The organism is Micromonospora humidisoli (assembly GCF_016900955.1).
GTDB classification, from domain to species: domain Bacteria; phylum Actinomycetota; class Actinomycetes; order Mycobacteriales; family Micromonosporaceae; genus Micromonospora; species Micromonospora wenchangensis.
On sequence record NZ_JAFEUO010000004.1, the window covers coordinates 516,073 to 533,395 of the forward strand.

Annotated in this window: 21 protein-coding genes; 11 read left to right on the plus strand and 10 right to left on the minus strand. The window is 72.9% G+C overall.

Annotation, left to right across the window (positions count from 1 at the left end):
* Positions 1-81: 81 nt before the first annotated feature.
* The 4 genes from JQN84_RS17100 to JQN84_RS17115 all read left to right on the plus strand — a co-directional run bounded on the left by JQN84_RS17100 (position 82) and on the right by JQN84_RS17115 (position 2,545).
* Complete coding sequence (locus JQN84_RS17100) at positions 82-477, plus strand: hypothetical protein (protein ID WP_204959349.1); 396 nt, start codon at positions 82-84, stop codon at positions 475-477.
* 85 nt (positions 478-562) lie between these two features.
* On the plus strand, positions 563-1,609 hold the full coding sequence (gene trpD / locus JQN84_RS17105) for an anthranilate phosphoribosyltransferase (protein ID WP_204959350.1): 1,047 nt from the start codon (positions 563-565) through the stop codon (positions 1,607-1,609).
* 255 nt (positions 1,610-1,864) lie between these two features.
* A complete protein-coding gene (locus JQN84_RS17110; protein WP_204959351.1) occupies positions 1,865-2,071 on the plus strand; it encodes a hypothetical protein in 207 nt (68 codons plus the stop codon).
* 63 nt (positions 2,072-2,134) lie between these two features.
* The gene (locus JQN84_RS17115) at positions 2,135-2,545 is read left to right on the plus strand and encodes a VOC family protein (protein WP_204959352.1); all 411 of its coding nucleotides are present in this window, start codon (positions 2,135-2,137) and stop codon (positions 2,543-2,545) included.
* Between the two features lie 131 nt (positions 2,546-2,676).
* Here the strand turns inward: JQN84_RS17115 and JQN84_RS17120 are convergent, their stop codons facing one another.
* Both JQN84_RS17120 and ctaC read right to left on the minus strand, forming a co-directional pair.
* Complete coding sequence (locus JQN84_RS17120) at positions 2,677-3,102, minus strand: cytochrome c oxidase subunit 4 (RefSeq protein ID WP_204927841.1); 426 nt, start codon at positions 3,100-3,102, stop codon at positions 2,677-2,679.
* Positions 3,103-3,112: 10 nt separating this feature from the next.
* Positions 3,113-4,084, minus strand: coding sequence for an aa3-type cytochrome oxidase subunit II (gene ctaC / locus JQN84_RS17125; protein ID WP_204959353.1), 972 nt, complete (start codon positions 4,082-4,084; stop codon positions 3,113-3,115).
* 170 nt (positions 4,085-4,254) lie between these two features.
* Between ctaC and JQN84_RS17130 the strand changes: the two genes are divergently transcribed.
* Both JQN84_RS17130 and JQN84_RS17135 read left to right on the plus strand, forming a co-directional pair.
* Entirely contained in the window at positions 4,255-5,406 is a 1,152-nt protein-coding gene (locus tag JQN84_RS17130; protein ID WP_204959354.1) for a cysteine desulfurase family protein, read from the plus strand.
* Between the two features lie 194 nt (positions 5,407-5,600).
* Entirely contained in the window at positions 5,601-5,816 is a 216-nt protein-coding gene (locus tag JQN84_RS17135) for a sulfurtransferase TusA family protein (protein WP_281902926.1), read from the plus strand.
* 88 nt (positions 5,817-5,904) lie between these two features.
* On the opposite strand, the gene JQN84_RS17140 is transcribed toward JQN84_RS17135, so the two are convergent.
* On the minus strand, positions 5,905-6,246 hold the full coding sequence (locus tag JQN84_RS17140) for a hypothetical protein (protein WP_204959355.1): 342 nt from the start codon (positions 6,244-6,246) through the stop codon (positions 5,905-5,907).
* A gap of 103 nt (positions 6,247-6,349) precedes the next feature.
* On the opposite strand from JQN84_RS17140, the gene JQN84_RS17145 reads away from it, so the two are divergent.
* A complete protein-coding gene (locus JQN84_RS17145; protein ID WP_255553971.1) occupies positions 6,350-7,198 on the plus strand; it encodes a helix-turn-helix domain-containing protein in 849 nt (282 codons plus the stop codon).
* 16 nt (positions 7,199-7,214) lie between these two features.
* Positions 7,215-7,424, plus strand: a complete 210-nt coding sequence (locus JQN84_RS17150; RefSeq protein ID WP_204959357.1) for a DUF397 domain-containing protein — start codon at positions 7,215-7,217, stop codon at positions 7,422-7,424.
* 117 nt (positions 7,425-7,541) lie between these two features.
* Here the strand turns inward: JQN84_RS17150 and JQN84_RS17155 are convergent, their stop codons facing one another.
* The 4 genes from JQN84_RS17155 to JQN84_RS17170 all read right to left on the minus strand — a co-directional run bounded on the left by JQN84_RS17155 (position 7,542) and on the right by JQN84_RS17170 (position 10,827).
* Entirely contained in the window at positions 7,542-8,042 is a 501-nt protein-coding gene (locus tag JQN84_RS17155) for a P-loop nucleotide/nucleoside kinase family protein (protein WP_204959358.1), read from the minus strand.
* Complete coding sequence (locus tag JQN84_RS17160) at positions 8,039-9,016, minus strand: carbohydrate kinase family protein (RefSeq protein ID WP_204959359.1); 978 nt, start codon at positions 9,014-9,016, stop codon at positions 8,039-8,041. The genes JQN84_RS17155 and JQN84_RS17160 overlap by 4 nt, the downstream gene beginning before the upstream one ends.
* 106 nt (positions 9,017-9,122) lie before the next feature.
* Positions 9,123-9,491 carry an iron-sulfur cluster insertion protein ErpA gene (gene erpA, locus JQN84_RS17165; RefSeq protein WP_204959360.1) on the minus strand — a complete coding sequence of 123 codons (369 nt, stop codon included), beginning with the start codon at positions 9,489-9,491 and terminating at the stop codon, positions 9,123-9,125.
* Positions 9,492-9,666: 175 nt separating this feature from the next.
* A complete protein-coding gene (locus JQN84_RS17170; protein WP_204959361.1) occupies positions 9,667-10,827 on the minus strand; it encodes a glycerate kinase family protein in 1,161 nt (386 codons plus the stop codon).
* 71 nt (positions 10,828-10,898) lie between these two features.
* Between JQN84_RS17170 and nadA the strand changes: the two genes are divergently transcribed.
* The 3 genes from nadA (at position 10,899) to JQN84_RS17185 (ending at position 14,415) form a co-directional block, all read left to right on the plus strand.
* Entirely contained in the window at positions 10,899-12,098 is a 1,200-nt protein-coding gene (nadA, locus tag JQN84_RS17175; RefSeq protein ID WP_204959362.1) for a quinolinate synthase NadA, read from the plus strand.
* 237 nt (positions 12,099-12,335) lie between these two features.
* Positions 12,336-13,691 (plus strand): UDP-N-acetylglucosamine 1-carboxyvinyltransferase, encoded by a 1,356-nt coding sequence (murA, locus tag JQN84_RS17180; RefSeq protein WP_204959363.1) that lies wholly within the window; start codon positions 12,336-12,338, stop codon positions 13,689-13,691.
* 100 nt (positions 13,692-13,791) lie between these two features.
* Positions 13,792-14,415 carry a DUF3043 domain-containing protein gene (locus tag JQN84_RS17185; protein WP_204959364.1) on the plus strand — a complete coding sequence of 208 codons (624 nt, stop codon included), beginning with the start codon at positions 13,792-13,794 and terminating at the stop codon, positions 14,413-14,415.
* Positions 14,416-14,537: 122 nt separating this feature from the next.
* Here the strand turns inward: JQN84_RS17185 and JQN84_RS17190 are convergent, their stop codons facing one another.
* From JQN84_RS17190 to JQN84_RS17200, 3 genes are read right to left on the minus strand one after another with little or no spacing between them, the layout of a single operon-like run.
* Positions 14,538-15,518 carry an ABC transporter ATP-binding protein gene (locus tag JQN84_RS17190; protein ID WP_204959365.1) on the minus strand — a complete coding sequence of 327 codons (981 nt, stop codon included), beginning with the start codon at positions 15,516-15,518 and terminating at the stop codon, positions 14,538-14,540.
* Positions 15,515-16,333: an ABC transporter permease gene (locus JQN84_RS17195; RefSeq protein WP_204959366.1), complete on the minus strand. Its 819-nt coding sequence runs from the start codon at positions 16,331-16,333 to the stop codon at positions 15,515-15,517. Before JQN84_RS17195 ends, JQN84_RS17190 begins: the two co-directional genes overlap by 4 nt.
* Positions 16,326-17,174, minus strand: coding sequence for an ABC transporter permease (locus JQN84_RS17200; RefSeq protein WP_204959367.1), 849 nt, complete (start codon positions 17,172-17,174; stop codon positions 16,326-16,328). Before JQN84_RS17200 ends, JQN84_RS17195 begins: the two co-directional genes overlap by 8 nt.
* Between the last annotated feature and the right edge of the window lie 149 nt (positions 17,175-17,323).

The window sequence follows — 17,323 nt, forward strand, 5'->3', positions numbered from 1 at the left end:
GCCCATGAGTGAGCGCAGCGAGCGAGTCAGGCTCAGTGCGACGGTGCCTCATCACGGCACGGAGCGAAGCGGAGTGTCGGCATGAGCGAGCGTCTCTGCACCGTCCTGCTCTACAGCGACGACCAGCAGGTCCGCGACCGGATGCGGCTGGCCGTCGGCACCCGTCCCGCGCCGGGCATCCAGATCGAGTTCGTCGAGGCGTCCGACTACTTCGGCTGCGTCCGGCTGGTCGACGACTACGAGATCGACCTGATGCTGCTCGACGGCGAGGCCAGCCCCGGCGGCGGCATCGGCATCGCCCGCCAGATCAAGGACGACCGGGACGACGCACCGCCCACGTGCGTGGTCATCGCCCGGGCCGCCGACCGATGGCTCGCCTCGTACGCGCAGGTCGACGGCGTGCTGATGCACCCGCTCGACCCGGTGACCACCGGCACCACGGTCGCCGAGCTGCTGCGTACGCACGCCGCCGCCTGAGTCGCAGACACTCGGCGGCGCCCAGGCGCCCGGGGTGACGGGCGCACCCGTCCACCCGCACCCACGCCCGCTCGGGAGGCCCACCATGGGCGATCGGACCTGGCCGCACCTGCTCAACGCGCTGCTGCGTGGCGACGAGCTGTCCACCGCCGACACCGCCTGGGCGATGAACGAGATCATGGCCGGTGCCGCCGTACCGGCACAGATCGCCGGGTTCGCGGTCGCGCTGCGGGCGAAGGGCGAGACCCCGGCCGAGCTGGCCGGCCTGGTCGAGGCGATGCTCGGCAACGCGGTGCCGGTGAGGCTGCCGGAGGAGCTGCGGCGCACCGCGGTCGACGTGGTGGGCACCGGCGGTGACCTCGCCCACACGGTCAACATCTCGACGATGACCGCGTTGGTGGTGGCCGGGGCCGGGGTCCGGGTGGTCAAACACGGCAACCGGGCCGCCTCGTCCCTGTGCGGCACCGCCGACCTGCTGGAGTTCTTCGGCGTACCGCTGGATCTCGGCCCGGAGCAGGTGGCCCGGTGCGTGGCCGAGGCGGGGATCGCCTTCTGCTTCGCGGCCCGGTTCCACCCCGGGATGCGTCACGCCGGCCCGGTCCGGCGGGAGATCGGCGTGCCGACCGCGTTCAACTTCCTCGGCCCGCTGACCAACCCGGCCCGGCCGCACGCCGGGGCGGTCGGCTGCTTCGACGCCCGGATGGCCCCGGTGATGGCCGAGGTCTTCGCCGGCCGGGGCGACTCGGTGATCGTGATGCGCGGCGAGGACGGCCTGGACGAGTTCACCACCGCCGCGCCGACCCGGGTCTGGGTGGCCCAGCACGGCACCGTACGGGAGGCGCTGCTGGACGCGGCCGACCTCGGGGTACCCCGGTCCACCCTGGCCGACCTGCGGGGCGGCGACGCGGCGCACAACGCGGCCGTGGCCCGGCGACTGCTGGCCGGCGAGGCCGGTCCGGTCCGCGACGCGGTCCTGGTCAACGCCGCCGTCGCGCTGGCCACCCAGACCCCGCTGGACGGTGACCTCACCGAGGCGGTCCGCGCCGGCATGGCCCGCGCCGCCGAGTCCGTCGACTCGGGGGCGGCGGCGGCCGTCCTGGAACGCTGGGTCGACGTCGCCCGGTCCCTCTGACCCTCTCCCGTCCCGCTGACTCCCGACCGCCTCCGCAACGGCGGACCGGCCGGCCCCGGTCGGCGCGTCACGCGGGGTGGCACCCTGCCCGCGTAACGCGGGCGGGCGGCGTGACGCGCGGAACGTCGAGGTGACGGGCTGGTGGGGTGGCGGGGAACTGTCGGAGGGGCGTGGGAAACTACATCGGAGTAGTTTTCCGTTTCCGGTGATGGCGGCGATGGCCATCGGCGGCTTCCGGAGCGAGAGGAGACGCCCGTGTCGGACCGCGAGCTCTACTGCGACACCTGCGAGGGCGTTCAGCCGTTCGAGACACCGCCGTGCCCCGACGGTCACGGCGTCGACTGCCCCGAGCTGGCCTGCACCGGCTGCGGGGCGGCGGTGCTGATCGCGACCTTCGCCTTCCAGCCCACCCGCCTGGCCGACCGTCGCCGCCGCCCGTCGGCCGGTCGTCACGCGGCCTGACCCCTGCGGCTCCCGGTCCCGTCGCGGGCTCCGTCCCGCTGGGCGGCATGGCAGGATCACCTGATGCTCCGACTCACGGATTTCATCATCGACTGCCCGGACACGATAAAGCTGGCGGACTTCTATGCCGCGGTGACGGGTCGCCCGGTCAAGGCGGGCAGCGACGAGGAGTGGGCCGGCATCCGGTTCGGCGAGATCGAGCTGGCCTTCATCAGGGTGGCGGACTACCGCGCCCCGCAGTGGCCCGACGGCGCACACCCCAAACAGTTCCACCTCGACTTCGAAGTCGACGACATCGAGGCCGAGCAGCGTCGTGTCCTGACCCTCGGCGCGACGCTGGCGCAGGACTTCGTCGGCCCCGACGGCTACGGATGGCGGGTCTACACCGACCCCGTCGGTCACCCCTTCTGCCTCTGCCGCAACCGGGGCGTCACCTGGACCGACCAGGGACCCGTCTGGCCCGAGCCGGCCTGATCCACCCAACCGGGCCGAAACAGCGGCATCAGGCCCGCCGGGATACCGCGACTCCGGCCCGCCGGAGTCGATCACCTGACGACGACGGGCCCGCCTCCCGGGTAGGGAGCGGCGGGCCCGTCGTCGTCAGGTCAGTGCTCGGCCGTGCGCCGGGTGCCGGAGTAGTACTCGAAGAGCAGGCCGCAGGCGGCGAAGATGACCATCACCAGGCCCAGCCCGAGCAGCCAGAACTGCCAGAACACCAGGCCCAGACCGGCGACCGCGGCGGCCAGCGCCAGCCCGAACGGCCAGTAGCTGCCGGGGCTGAAGAAGCCGATCTCGCCCGCGCCGTCGGCGATCTCACCGTCCGGCCGGTCCTCCGGGCGCAGGTCGATACGGCGGGAGACGAACCAGAAGAAGCCGCCGCACATCGCGCAGAGCAGGAAGGACAGCAACAGGGCCACCGTGCCGACCCACTCGACCTGGCCGCCGTCGCCGTAGGTCCACGCGCCGTAGAGGGCCGTCGCGCCGAGCAGGAACACGGCGATGATCAGGAAGATACGCCACTCGGTCTTCATGCCGGATACCTCAGTTTCCCGCGCTCGCGGACGCGTCGTCCGGGTTGAAGTTGTCCTTCGTACGACGGGTGTCGAAGGGCTGCGTGGTCGTCGCGTACGGATCCTGGCCGATGGCGGTCAGCGCCTCCTGCGTCGACTTGCCGTCCCGCTTGGCCGCGAGGAACTGGTCGTACGCCTCCGGCGAGACCACCCGCAGCTCGAAGTTCATGAAGGCGTGGTAGCTGCCGCACAGCTCGGCGCAGCGGCCCACGTACGCGCCCTCGGACTCCAGCTTGGAGACCTCGAACACGTTACGGATCTTGCCGGGCATCACGTCCCGCTTGAACAGCAGCTCCGGCACCCAGAAGGAGTGGATGACGTCGCGGCTGGTCTCCTCGAACCGGATGGACCGGTCGGTCGGCAGCACCAGCACCGGGATGACCTCGCTGGTGCCCAGCACCGACGCCACGGTGTTGGCCTCGGTGCCCTGGCCGTCGCGGTAGTTGAACTGCCAGTTCCACTTGAAGGCGACGACCTCGACGGTGACGTCGGGGTTCTTCGTCGTGCGCACCACGTCGGTCTGCACCACGGCCGTGTAGTAGAACAGCACGGAGACGATCAGGATCGGCGCGATGGTGTAGAGGAACTCCATCGGCAGGTTGTAGCGGGTCTGCACCGGCAGCTCGTTGCCGCGCTTGCGGTAACGCACGACGCACCAGAAGATCAGGCCCCAGACGAAGACACCGACCGCCAGGGCGGCGATGCAGGAGGCGATCCACAGGTCGTACATCCGGTGCGACTCGGGGGTGATGCCGCCCTGCGGCCAGCCGAAGCCGTCGACCGAGCGGCCGACGTCACACCCGGTGAGCAGAACCAGCAGCGCAGCTCCGCCGAGACCGAGCCCGGCGAGCCGGCCAGCACCACGCCGCCGACGCACACCGGCTCCGGGGGAAGCACCGTGCCGTACGGCCGACGGCCGTACCTCCGAACTCCTTGCGACCACCTGGTCCTGCCTCCCTAGCGCGCCGCGGTGGGGCTTTCCATCAGCACCGACGGCAAAGGCGTCACCGACGGTCGCAGATTACTCGACCATGGCGGGCTCGACGGTCTTGGGGTCAGTGTCCGCCCCCATCGGGGGGTGCCTCCGTCCCCGACGCGATAGCGTCTGCGGTCGTGAGTGCCCACCCGGTCTACCTGGACGCGGCCACCGCCGCGCCGCTGCACCCGGTCGCCCGGCAGGCGCTGCTGGCCGCCCTCGACGACGGCTGGGCCGACCCCGCCCGCCTCTACAGCCGGGCCCGCCGCGCCGGCCAGCTCCTCGACGCCGCCCGCGAGGCCACCGCCGCCACCCTCGGCGTCCGCCCCGACGAGGTCTCCTTCACCCCCAGCGGTACGCACGCCGCGCACTCCGCCGTGCTCGGTGGCCTGGTCGGCCGGCAGCGGACCGGGGCGACGCTGGTGCACTCGGCGATCGAACACTCGGCGGTGCTGCACGCCGCGCAGCGGCACGTCGCGGCCGGTGGGACCGCCACCTCCGTACCGGTGGACCGGCTCGGCCGGCTCGACCTGGATGCCTGGTCGGCGACGGTGCACTCCCCCGGGGTGGCGCTGGCGGCGTTGATCGGGGCCAGCCACGAGGTGGGCACCGTGCAGCCGGTCGCCGTGGCCGCCGAGTCCTGCACCGCCGCCGGGGTGCCGCTGTACGTCGACGCGGCCCAGCTGGTGGGCCGGGTGCCGGTGCCCGCCGGCTGGTCGGTGCTGACCGCCAGCGCGCACAAGTGGGGCGGTCCGCCCGGGGTCGGGCTGCTGGTGGTCCGCAAGGGCACCCGCTGGGAGTCGCCGTGGCCGGCCGACGAACGGGAGTTCGGGCGTACCCCCGGGGTGGTGAACCTGCCGGCCGTGGTGGCGGCGGCGGCGAGCCTGCGCGCGGCGGCCGCCGACGCGGCGGCCGAGGCGGCGAGGCTGACGCCCCTGGTGGACCTGATCCGGTCCCGGGTCGCCGCCGAGGTGCCGGACGTGGAGGTGGTCGGCGACCCGGTCGACCGGCTCCCCCACCTGGTGACCTTCTCCTGCCTGTACGTCGACGGCGAGGTGCTGCTGCACGCGCTGGACCGGCGCGGCTTCGCCGTCTCCTCCGGTTCCTCCTGCACCTCCTCGACGCTGCGCCCGTCGCACGTGCTGGAGGCGATGGGGGTGCTGTCGCACGGCAACGTCCGGGTCTCGCTGCACCGGGAGAGCACCGGGGCCGACGTCGAGCGGTTCCTCGCCGAGCTGCCCGGGATCGTCGCCGACCTGCGCGCCGACGCCGGCGTGGTGGGCCTGTGACCACCCCGCCCGACCCGACCCGCCCGCCGAGCCGGCATGGTGGGCCGGTGACCACCCCGCCCGACCCGACCCGCCCGCCGACCAGGACGGGCGATGACGGGTCCACCCCCATCGATCGCCCGACCGGGGCCAGCAACGACGGGGCCGGGCCGGTGGGCCGCCCGACCGGGGCCAGCACCGACGGGGTCGGGCCGGTGGAGGTGCTGGACTGTCGGGGGCAGCGCTGCCCGCTGCCGGTGATCGCGCTGGCCCGCCGGCTGCCCGAGCTGCCCGTCGGCGCGGTGCTACGGGTCCTCGCCGACGACCCGGCCGCCGCCGTCGACATCCCCGCCTGGTGCCGCATGCGCGCCCACGAGTTCGTCACCGCCACCCCCGAGGGCCCAGGCTACGAAGTACGCCGCACCCACTAACCCCACCCCACCCCACCCCACCCACCCCGCCCCACCCACCCCACCCCCGCTCCGTCGATCATGGAGTTGTGGTGGCCGATCTGCGGCATTACTGCCGGTTCGAAGGCACCACAACTCCATGATCGACAGAAGCGGGGGTGGTGGGGGTGGGGGTGGGGGTGTCGATCCAGATCAGGTGGAGGCGGCGGCCGGTGCGGGCGAAGAGGCGCAACGCGCTCTCGGCGGTGGCGAAGTGCCCGGTCGACGTTCTCCCGTCGTGGCGCAGCAGGGCGCTGTCGGGGAAGGCCAGGCCCCAGGCGAAGACCGCGCCGTCGAGGCGGTCGCCGTACTCCTCGCAGAGCGCGAACCGGCGTGGGGCGAACTCGTTCGCGAGTTCGACGAGCATCAGGTGGAACTCCTCGGGCGTGCCGAGCGGCGCGGGGTCAGGCATGACCACCTCCAAGAGTCGTTGCTATACGTATAGCTTCTATCCTTGCTCTTCGGAAGACTCGACGGCATGATGTTCTCGTCGGTACACATGGTGGAGGCGATACATGGGCAGGCGAACAGATCCTTCGGCGCTGCGTTGGTTGATCGGTGCCGAGCTGGGTCGGTATCGCCGCGAAGCACCGATGACGCTGACCGAGCTGTCGGCCAGCACCGGGATCGGCAAGCCGAAGCTCGGCCACATGGAGACCGGCCGTTACCAGCAGTTTCCCGAGGACATCGCCGCCGTGCTCCGCGCCTGCGGGGCCGACCAGCCCGCGATCGACCGGCTGACCACGCTGGCCGGCCGCTCCGACGCCAAGACTTGGTGGGCACCCTGGGCCGCAGTGATGCCGGACTGGTTCAAGACGTACGTCGGGCTGGAAGGGCTGGCCGACGGGGCGTTCGTGTTCGAGTCGATGGTCATCCCCGGTCTGCTCCAGACCGAGGAGTACGCCCAGGCGCTGACCCTGGGCACCGGGTTCGTCCGCCCCGACCACGCCGAGCGCTTCGTGTCGTTCCGGCAGACCCGGGCCCGGCGGCTCACCGACGACGACCCGCTCACCCTGCACGCGGTGATCGGCGAGGCGGCGCTGCGACTACGGGTCAACGGCGACGAGACCCGACGGGCCCAGCTCGCCCACCTGGCCACCATGTCCGAGCTGCCGAACGTCACCGTGCAGGTGCTCCGCCCCGAGGACGGCCCGCACGCGGCGACACCACTGGGCAAGTTCGTCCTGCTGGAGTTCGCGCAGGTCCGGCCGATCGCCTACACCGAGGTGCTGGACGGGGCGATGTACGTGCAGGACCCGGACGGGGTCCGCACCTATAGCATGGTGGCAGACAACCTGCGCCAGGTCGCCCTCTCGCCCGCCGAGTCACGCGCGCTGATCAGGGAGTTGGCCGGCGCGGCCTGACCCCCCGGAGGCCACCGTGCACACCCCCGATCTCACCACCGCCCGCTGGTTCACCAGCAGCCGCAGCGCCAACAACGGCGACTGCGTCGAGTGTGCCGTCCTGCCCGACGGGGTGGCGGTGCGGGACAGCAAGGACCGGTCCGGCTCGGTGCTGATCTTCCCCGCCCGTCAGTGGGCGGCGTTCGTCGCCGCCACCCCGACCCGCTCCCCCGGTCAGGCCGGCTGACCCCGCCCGGCTCGGGCCGCCTTACCCGAAACCGGCCGCCAGCCGAACCGGCCGCACGCCAGGTGCCCGGACCGGGACCGCCAGGTGCCCGGACCGGGACCACCAGGCGGGCCGGGATCAGGTGAGGTAGCGGAGGATCGCCGGGAGCGGGTCGATCGGGATGGTGGTGTCGACCACCAGGCGGGGGCCGATCAGCGGTTCGTACCCCGTGCCGCGCTGCCGGGTCTGCTCCCAGGTCGGGGCGAGCGGGTCGGCGGTGTGCCGGGCCTCGACCCGGCGGCGCAGTTCCGCCTCGTCGCCGCAGTACACCTCGATCAGCCGCAGCGGCACCCCGGCCCGCTCGGCCAGCTCGAACCAGAGCTCCCGGGTGCCGGCTGCGGGGTTGGCCGCGTCGACCACCACGCTCGCGCCCAGCCCCAACTGCACCTCGGCCAGCCCGGCCAGCGCGTCGTAGCCGGCCTGGCCCGCCCCGGGGCCGGTCAGCCCGTGCCGGGCCAGCGCCCGCTCGATCGGGTCGACCGCCAGCACTGTCGCGCCCAGCGCCACGCCGACCTGCCCGGCGAGGGTGCTCTTACCCACCCCCGGCAGGCCGGCGAAGACGACCAGGAGCTGCGTCATGGCACCAGGTGCGGTCGGACATCCTCGGCGGCGTCGTCCCCGTACGACTCGGCGATCCGCTTGACGAACAGGTCGCGGCGCACCTCGTACTCCTGGGTGCCGACGGTCTCCAGCACCAGGGTGGCCAGCAGCGAACCGACCTGGGCGGCGCGTTCCAGGCCGAGCCCCCAGGACAGGGCGGCGAAGAAACCGGCCCGGAAACCGTCGCCGACACCGGTCGGGTCGACGGCCCGGATCTCCCGGGCGATCGGCACCCGGAACGGCTCAGCGTCCCGGGTGGCGATCTCGACGCCGTCCTTGCCGAGGGTGGTGACCCGCACCTTCACCCGCTCCAGGAGCTGGGCGTCGGTCAGGCCGGCCTTGCTCTGCAACAGCGACTTCTCGTAGTCGTTGGTCATCAGGTACTCGGCGTCGTCGATCAGCGAGACCACGTCGTCGCCGTCCATCCGGGCGAGCTGCTGGGACGGGTCGGCGACGAAGGGGTAGCCCCGGTCCCGGCACTCGGCCGAGTGCCGGATCATCGCCTCCGGGTCGTTGGCGCTGACCAGGACCAGGTCGAGGCCGCCGAGCCGGTCCGCGACGGGACCCAGCTCGATGTTGCGGGCCTCGCTCATCGCGCCGGCGTAGAACGAGGCGATCTGGCACATGTCGGTGTCGGTGGTGCAGACGAAGCGGGCGGTGTGCGCCACCTCACTGACGTGCACCGAGTCACAGTCCACGCCGTGCCGCTCCAGCCAGGAGCGGTAGTCGGCGAAGTCGGCACCGACCGCGCCGAGCAGGACCGGACGCAGCCCGAGCTGCCCCATGCCGAAGGCGATGTTGGCGGCCACCCCGCCCCGCCGCAGCACCAGGTCGTCCACCAGGAAGGAGAGCGACACCTTGTGCAGCTGGTCGGCGATGAGCTGGTCGGCGAAGCGACCCGGGAAGCTCATCAGGTGGTCGGTCGCGATCGAGCCGGTCACGGCGATCTTCATGTCAACCCTCGGGGTCGGGAGCACGGCGCGGGTCAGCCTACCGGTCCGGGCGGGACGACGAGGGGGCCGTCCCGGCGCGGGACGGCCCCCTCGGACGGACCTGGACTCAGCTGAACGAGTCGCCGCAGGCGCAGGAGCTGCCCGCGTTCGGGTTGTCGATGGTGAAGCCCTGGGCGTCGATCCGGTCGGCGAAGTCGATGGTCGCCCCGGCCAGGTAGGGGGCGCTCATCCGGTCGACGACGACCTCGACCCCGTCGAAGTCGGTGACGACGTCACCGTCGAGCGAACGCTCGTCGAAGAAGAGCTGGTACCGCAGGCCGGAGCAGCCACCCGGCTGCACCGCGACCCGCAGCCGCAGGTCGTCGCGGCCCTCCTGCTCGATCAGGGCCTTGACCTTCTGCGCCGCGACGTCGGTGAGGACGACGGAAGTGGGGGCCTGGGCCTCGGTCGGGTCGGTCTGCGCTGGCGTGGTCACGTGGAAATCTCCCTGCGCGGTATGGGTCCGGACACCCTGGCCAACAGCACGTGTCGCCCAGTGATTCCCGGTGTGGTCCAGCTCCGATCGTACGCCGCCCCGGCGGCGTCCACCCGGGCGGCGCGATCGCCGCCCGGCGGCCGCCCCCGGAACCGGCCGGATCCGCCCCGGCAGCTCAGCGGCTCCACTGCCGGGCTAGCCGCGCGCCGAGCGCCCGCAGCCCCTCGGCGGGCCGGCCCATCGCCGCCGCCAGCCCGCCGCGTTCCTCGCCGCCGAAGTGCTCCACCAGGCTGTACGCCTCGGTCACCCCGGCGGAGGCGGCCTCCCGTCGGCCGGTGCTCACCCGCCCCGCCAGCACCACGCAGGGCACCCCCCGGTCGCGGGCCGCGCCCGCCACCCCGGCGACGACCTTGCCGCGCAGCGACTGGTGGTCGAACGAGCCCTCTCCGGTGATCACCAGATCGCAGTCGTCCAGCGCGGCCTCCAGCCCGATCGCCCGGCCGACCAGGTCGATGCCGGATTCGCAGCGCCCACCGAGGGCGAGGATCGCCGCGCCGAGGCCGCCGGCCGCACCGCCCCCGGGCAGCGTGCCCAGGCCGGGCGGGCAGCCGGGCAGGTCCCGTTCCAGCACCGCCGCCCAGCGCTCCAACGCGGCGTCGAGCAGCAGTACGTCGGCCCGGTCGGCGCCCTTCTGCGGGCCGTAGACGCTGCTCGCGCCGTGCAGGCCGAGCAGCGGGTTGTCCACGTCGGTGGCGGCGACCAGGGTCGCGCCGCGCAGCCGGGGGACGCCGTCGAGGGCCGCGACGGCGGTCAGCGCCGCCCCGCCGTACGGCAGGGCCCGGCCGGCGTCGTCGAGCGGGGTCGCGCCGAGCGCGGCGAACAGGCCGGCTCCGCCGTCGTTGGTGCCGGAACCGCCCAGCCCGACCACCACCGTGCGGGCCCCGTGCTCGACGGCGGCGGCGACCAGCGCGCCGAGGCCGTACGAGGTGGTGGCCTTCGGGTCGCGTTCGGCGGCGGACAGCAGGTGCAGCCCGCACGCCTGGGCGCTCTCCAGGTAGCCGACGCCGTCGGCGGTGAGCAGGATCTCACCGGAGACGGGCCGGCCCAGCGGGTCGACGGTCGGCACCGGCACCCGGCGGCCGTCGAGCGCGCCCGCGAGCACCGTGACGAAGCCCGGCCCGCCGTCGGCGAGGGGACGGATCAGCAGCTCGTCCGCGTCGGCCACCTCGCGCCAACCGGCGGCGACGGCCGCCGCCACCTCGGGGGCCTCGATGGTGCCGGCGAACTTGTCCGGGCAGAGCAGCACGCGCATGCCCCCGAGTGTGGCAGGCCACATCGGCGCGCAGCAGTGTGGCAGCCCACACCGGCAGCGGTCGTGCGAACGGCCCGTTGTGGGACCATGAGGACGTGACTTCGACCTGGGTGGAACCCTCCAACACGGCGACCGCGCTGCTGCTCCTCGGCCGTGGCAGCGACCCCGCCACCGAGCGTGGCGTGGAGTGTCCGGGAGACCTGCCGGCGCCGAGCGACCCGGACCTGGTGGCCCGGGCGACGGCGGCGAAGGCCGCGCTGGGCACGAAGGTGTTCGTCCTCGGCCACCACTACCAGCGCGACGAGGTGATCCAGTTCGCCGACGTCACCGGCGACTCGTTCAAGCTAGCGCGGGAGGCCGCGGCCCGGCCCGACGCGGAGTACATCGTTTTCTGCGGCGTGCACTTCATGGCCGAGAGCGCGGACATCCTCACCACCGACGCGCAGCGGGTGATCCTGCCCGACCTGGCCGCCGGCTGCTCGATGGCCGACATGGCGGTGCTGTCGCAGGTCGAGCGGGCCTGGGAGGTGCTGACCGACCTGGGTGTCGCGGCGGACACCGTCCCGGTGACGTACATGAACTCCTCGGCGGACATCAAGGGTTTCGTCGGCCGTAACGGCGGGGTGGTCTGCACCTCGTCGAACGCCAAGCGGGCGCTGGACTGGGCCTACGCCCAGGGTTCGAAGGTGCTGTTCCTGCCCGACCAGCACCTGGGCCGCAACACCGCGGTGCTGGAGCTGGGCTACTCGCTCGACGACTGCGTGCTCTACGACCCGCACAAGCCGAACGGCGGGCTCACCGCCGAGCAGGTCCGCGACGCGAAGATGATCCTGTGGCGGGGGCACTGCTCGGTGCACGGCCGGTTCACCCTGGACAGCGTGCAGGACGTCCGGGCCCGGGTGCCCGGGGTCACCGTGCTGGTGCACCCGGAGTGCCGGCACGAGGTGGTCACCGCCGCCGACCAGGTCGGCTCCACGGAGTACATCATCAAGGCGATCGAGGCGGCCCCGGCCGGGTCGGCGTGGGCGGTCGGCACCGAGCTGAACCTGGTCCGCCGGCTGGCGCTGGCCCACCCGGACAAGCAGATCATGTTCCTGGACAAGGCGGTCTGCTACTGCTCCACGATGAACCGGATCGACCTGCCGCACCTGGTCTGGGCGCTGGAGGAGCTGGTCGCCGGCCGGGTCGTCAATCAGATCACCGTCGATCCGGACACCGCGCACCACGCCCGGGTGGCGCTGGACCAGATGCTCGCGTTGCCGGGTGCCGACACCCCGCCGCCGGCCACCACCTGATTACCCGAAGTCACCGTCGAGGTACGGAAACGTGCCGGAATCCCCGGTTCGTTCCCGTACCGGTGCGGTGACCAATTCCCAATTCGTCACGGAGGGCTATGCTGCCGGGGCGACGTACCACGGGGACCGTTTTGGGCCGGCCCCGTTCCGGGTAGCTGCACAGCTCGTACCGGACAGCTGGACAGCATGCCCCACCATCGACTCACCCCGCACCACCCGACGCGCTGGAGGTTTGCGTTGACGGACGACGTCCTGGTCGTACACGGAGGTACTCCGCTCGAAGGGCGGATCCGCGTGCGCGGCGCGAAGAACCTGGTCTCCAAGGCGATGGTCGCGGCCCTGCTGGGCGACTCGCCCAGCAGGCTCTTCGACGTTCCCAAGATCCGTGACGTCGAGGTGGTCCGCGGGCTGCTCGGCCTGCACGGGGTGAAGGTGACCGACGGCGTCGAGGACGGCGAGTTGGTCTTCGACCCGTCCAACGTCGAGAGCGCCAGCACCGACCAGATCAACGTGCACGCCGGATCCAGCCGGATCCCGATCCTGTTCTGCGGCCCGCTGCTGCACCGCCTCGGCCACGCCTTCATCCCCGACCTGGGCGGCTGCCACATCGGCCCCCGCCCGATCGACTTCCACCTGCAGGCGCTGCGCGAGTTCGGCGCGACTGTCGACAAGACCCCCGAGGGTCTGCACCTGTCCGCGCCGAACGGGCTGCACGGCACCAAGTTCGCCCTGCCGTACCCGAGCGTCGGCGCGACCGAGCAGGTGCTGCTGACCGCGGTGATGGCCGAGGGCGTCACCGAGCTGCGCAACGCCGCCGTCGAGCCCGAGATCATCGACCTGATCTGCATCCTGCAGAAGATGGGCGCGATCATCAAGGTGCACACCGACCGGGTGATCGAGATCCAGGGCGTCAAGAAGCTGCACGGCTACACCCACCGGCCGATCCCGGACCGGATCGAGGCGGCGAGCTGGGCGGCGGCGGCGCTGGCCACCCGGGGCCACGTCGAGGTGCTCGGCGCGCAGCAGGCCGACATGATGACCTTCCTCAACATCTTCCGCTCCGTCGGCGGCGAGTACGAGGTCACCGACGCCCGCCCGCCGAAGCTCGGCGACCCGGGCCAGGAGGGCGGCATCCGCTTCTGGCACCCGGGCGGCGAGCTGAACGCGGTGGCGCTGGAGACCGACGTGCACCCCGGGTTCATGACCGACTGGCAGCAGCCCCTCGTGGTGGCGCTGACCCAGGCCCGGGGCCTGTCGATCGTCCACGAGACGGTCTACGAGCAGCGGCTGGGCTACACCGAGGCGCTGAACTCCATGGGTGCCAACATCCAGGTCTACCGGGACTGCCTCGGCGGCACCCCGTGCCGGTTCGGCAGGCGCAACTTCAAGCACTCCGCGGTGATCGCCGGCCCGAGCAAGCTGCACGCCGCCGACCTGGTCATCCCGGACCTGCGGGCCGGGTTCAGCCACCTGATCGCGGCGCTCGCCGCCGAGGGCACCTCCCGGGTGTACGGCGTCGACCTGATCAACCGGGGCTACGAGGACTTCGAGGCCAAGCTGGCCAACCTCGGCGCGCACGTCGAGCGGCCGTAACCACACGCGTTCCGCGGCCGGTCCGACCGCTGCCCGTCGGCCCGGCCGACCCGCTCCACCGAGCGCCCGGTGCACCGTGATGTGCACCGGGCGCCGTCGTATGGCTACCCTTCACCTCGTGCCGTCGCTGTTTCGCCGCAAGTCCGCCGACTCCGACTCCTCCGCCACCGCCCCGGTGGTGACCGAGGAGCCACCCGCCGCGCGCCCCCGGGGCTACACCCCGAGCAAGAAGGAACTGGGCGTCGAAACCCCGAAACGGCCGGTCGCCGGTCGCCGGCCGGCCGGCCCGACCCGGCCGCTGACCAAGGAGGAGGCCCGGGAGCAGCGCCGCAAGGCGCGCACCGAGGCCGCCGCCGAGTTCCGCCGCGAGGGCGGCCCCCGGGACCGGGGGCCGGAACGGCTGCTGGCCCGCAACGTGGTCGACTCCCGGCGGACCATCGGCACCTGGTTCTTCGGCGGCGCGTTGATCGTGCTGATCGGGTCGAACGCGGCGATGCCGCAGGCGATCCGGCTCGCCTCCAACGTGGTGTGGGGCGCGCTCGCGCTCGGCGTGGTGATCGACTCGGTGCTGATCTCCCGGCGGATCAAGAAGCTGGTGCGGGAGCGCCACCCCAACAGCGGCGAGCGGATGGGGTCGCTCTACCTCTACGCGATCATGCGGTCGATCACCTTCCGCCGGATGCGCGCGCCGGCCCCCCGGGTGAACATCGGCGACCCGATCTGACCGACGTCTCCCGACGGCCCCGCCCGGTGGCGGGGCCGTCGTCGCGTCCGGCGGGCCTCGTCGCGTCCGGCCGGCCTCGTCGCGTCCGGCGGGACCGGACGGCGGAGCGGGAGAGGACCCGGTCAGGCCGGGCGACGCGGGTCGGGGGCCGGGCTGCGGTAGAGCCGGGCCACCACGTCCTCGATGTCCGGTTCGACGATCGAGAGGTCCCGCAGCGCGGCCACCCCGGCCAACGCGGAGATCACCTCCGCCACCCCCGCCGACTCCAGGGCGTAGACCAGCCGGTGTCCGTCCGCCTCGACCCGGTGCAGCGCCGCCCCCACCGGCTGCGGCGGGACCGCCAGCGGGGCGTCCAGGTCGGCGACGACGAGCCGACGGGAGCCGTACCGGGCGTGCAGGGCGGCGATGGACCCGTCGTGCACCACCCGGCCGTGGTCGACCACCACCAGCCGGGCGCAGAGCCGCTCGATGTCGGCGAGGTCGTGGGTGGTGAGGACCAGCGTGGTGTCGCCGGCCCGGCCCAGCTCGGCGAGGAACCCCCGCACCGCCTGCTTGCTCACCACGTCCAACCCGATCGTCGGTTCGTCGAGGAAGAGCACCTGCGGGTCGTGCAGCAGCGCGGCGGTCAACTCGCCGCGCATCCGCTGCCCCAGCGAGAGCTGGCGGACCGGGGTGGTCAGGAAGTCGTCCAGGTCGAGCAGGTCGCGGCAGCGGCGCAGCCGGGCGGCGTGCGCGGCGGCCGGCACCCGGTAGAGGTGCCGCAGCAGGTCGAACGAGTCGGCCAGCGGCAGGTCCCACCAGAGCTGGGAACGCTGGCCGAAGACCACCCCGATCCGCAGCGCCAGCCGGGTCCGGTCGGCGACCGGGCGCAGCCCGCACACCCGGGCCTGACCCGCCGACGGGCTCAGCACCCCGGTGAGCATCTTCAGGGTGGTCGACTTGCCCGCCCCGTTCGGGCCGATATAGCCGAGCAGCTCGCCCCGCTCCACCCGCAGGTCGATGCCGTCCACGGCGGTGACGGTCCGCCTCTGTCGACGCAGCCGGCCCGCCTTCACCCGTACCGTGAACTCCTTGCGCAGCCCGTCCAGCTCGATGACGCTCATGACCCCGTACTCCGGTAGTGGCGGATGCCGGTGCGCCAGGCCGCCGCCGCGACCGCGACGGCGACCAGCGCCACCCCCGGCGCCGCCCAGCCGGCCCACGACGGCAGGCCCAGCGGGTCGGCGCGGCCCAGCAGCGCCAGCGCCGGCTGGTAACTGACGAAGGCGAACCCCAGGCCGTACGCGAAGGCGGCCCGGAACCACCCGTCGAAGACGGTCACCGGGTACGTGGTGAAGTCCCGCCCGCCGTAGGTGACCGAGTTGGCCAGCTCGCCGGAGTCGACCCACCAGAACGACACGGTGGCGGTGGCCACGAAGAGCGACCCGAAGAACACCACCCCGGCCAGCGGGGCGAGCACCGCCAACGCCACCCGGGCCGGCGTCCAGTCGATCCCGGCCGAGGTCAACGCCACCACCAGCACACCCACCCCGAACAGGCCCCGGGACACCTTGCGCAGCGGCAGGTTCATCAGCAGCAGCTGGGGCAGCGCGCCGAGCGGGCGCAGCAGCACCGCGTCGAACAGGCCGGTCCGCACGTGGGTGGGCAGCCGCTCGATGTTGCCGACCAGCAGGTCCGCCACCGCGAAGGCGCTGGAGGACAGCCCCACCATCACCAGCGTCTCGCGCAGCGTGAACCCGCCCAGCTCCCGGGTCACCCCGTAGATCACCAGGACGGCCACCACGTCGAACACGGTGGCCCCGACGTTGCCCACCAGGTCGAGCAGGAACGACGCCCGGTAGGTGGTCTGCGCGCGGGCCTGCGCCCCCGCCAACGCCAGGTACGCCCCGAACGTCCCGCCGGCCCGTGACTCAACCACCCTGCACCACCAGGCGACGTTCGGCCCGCCGCTGCACCAGCCGGCAGGCCGCCAGCACCAGCACCGCCCAGCCGACCTGGAGCGCGACCAGGCCGACCTGGACGGCCGGCGGGTCCCGCTCCACCAGCACGTCGAGCGGGGTCTGCAGCAGGCTCGGGAACGGCGTGCCGCACCACAGCACCAGTTGCAGCCAGTCGGGCAGGAAACGCAGCGGGAAGTAGAGCCCGGCCAGCACCCCCGAACCGAGGGTCCACAGCAGCACCGGGCCCCGGGCGTCCTGCCACCAGTAGGCGGCGGCGTTGACCAGGAACCGGCAGCCGAAACAGAGCACCACGGCGGTCACCACCGAGACCACGAAGAGCCCGACCGTCGGCCACCGCGACGGCAGGTAGACGTCGAAGAACAGCGGCCCCACCAGGACCGGCGGAAGCAGCCGGGCCAGTGCGGCGTACCCGGCCCGGCCCAGGTCGGTGGCGAGATAGCTGGTCACCGGGTGCACCGGGCGGAGCAGGTCGGCGGCCACGTCGCCGGTACGGATCCGGTCGGCCAGGTCGGTCCAGCCCCAGAGCAGCACCACGGCGATCAGCCCCTGACCCGCCCACACGAACGTGGCGAGCTGGGCCTTGTCGTACCCGCCGACGCTCCCGGCACCGGCGGCGGCCAGCAGCACCGCGCAGTGCAGGAAGCCGAACACGGTGTTGGTCACGGCCCCGGCCAGGGCCGCCTGCCGGTAGGTGGAGTAGCGCCGGAAACCGGCCCGGGATATGGCCCCGAATGTCCGGAACCATCGGGTAACGTTTGCGCTCGTGGACGGTGCCGCAGTGGCGGTGACCGAGCCCACGCCGTTACCCTCCTTCCGCAGCCCCGCCATGCCGGACGGGGGACTTTACCGGCATCCCGGGGCGCCCTGCACGACAATTTGCAACGAGGTGACACCGCCGTGAGCGAGCGACGCGAGCCGGGCATCGGGCCGCGCCGCACGCGTGGAGC

Excerpts from the sequence above, each read along its gene's own strand:
- JQN84_RS17100 (WP_204959349.1), top strand. The coding sequence starts at position 82 with ATGAGCGAGCGTCTCTGCACCGTCCTGCTCTACAGCGACGACCAGCAG.
- trpD (WP_204959350.1), top strand. The coding sequence starts at position 563 with ATGGGCGATCGGACCTGGCCGCACCTGCTCAACGCGCTGCTGCGTGGC.
- JQN84_RS17115 (WP_204959352.1), top strand. The coding sequence starts at position 2,135 with ATGCTCCGACTCACGGATTTCATCATCGACTGCCCGGACACGATAAAG.
- JQN84_RS17120 (WP_204927841.1), bottom strand. The coding sequence starts at position 3,102 with ATGAAGACCGAGTGGCGTATCTTCCTGATCATCGCCGTGTTCCTGCTC.
- JQN84_RS17140 (WP_204959355.1), bottom strand. The coding sequence starts at position 6,246 with ATGCCTGACCCCGCGCCGCTCGGCACGCCCGAGGAGTTCCACCTGATG.
- JQN84_RS17145 (WP_255553971.1), top strand. The coding sequence starts at position 6,350 with ATGGGCAGGCGAACAGATCCTTCGGCGCTGCGTTGGTTGATCGGTGCC.
- JQN84_RS17155 (WP_204959358.1), bottom strand. The coding sequence starts at position 8,042 with ATGACGCAGCTCCTGGTCGTCTTCGCCGGCCTGCCGGGGGTGGGTAAG.
- JQN84_RS17160 (WP_204959359.1), bottom strand. The coding sequence starts at position 9,016 with ATGAAGATCGCCGTGACCGGCTCGATCGCGACCGACCACCTGATGAGC.
- JQN84_RS17170 (WP_204959361.1), bottom strand. The coding sequence starts at position 10,827 with ATGTGGCCTGCCACACTCGGGGGCATGCGCGTGCTGCTCTGCCCGGAC.
- JQN84_RS17185 (WP_204959364.1), top strand. The coding sequence starts at position 13,792 with ATGGCTACCCTTCACCTCGTGCCGTCGCTGTTTCGCCGCAAGTCCGCC.
- JQN84_RS17190 (WP_204959365.1), bottom strand. The coding sequence starts at position 15,518 with ATGAGCGTCATCGAGCTGGACGGGCTGCGCAAGGAGTTCACGGTACGG.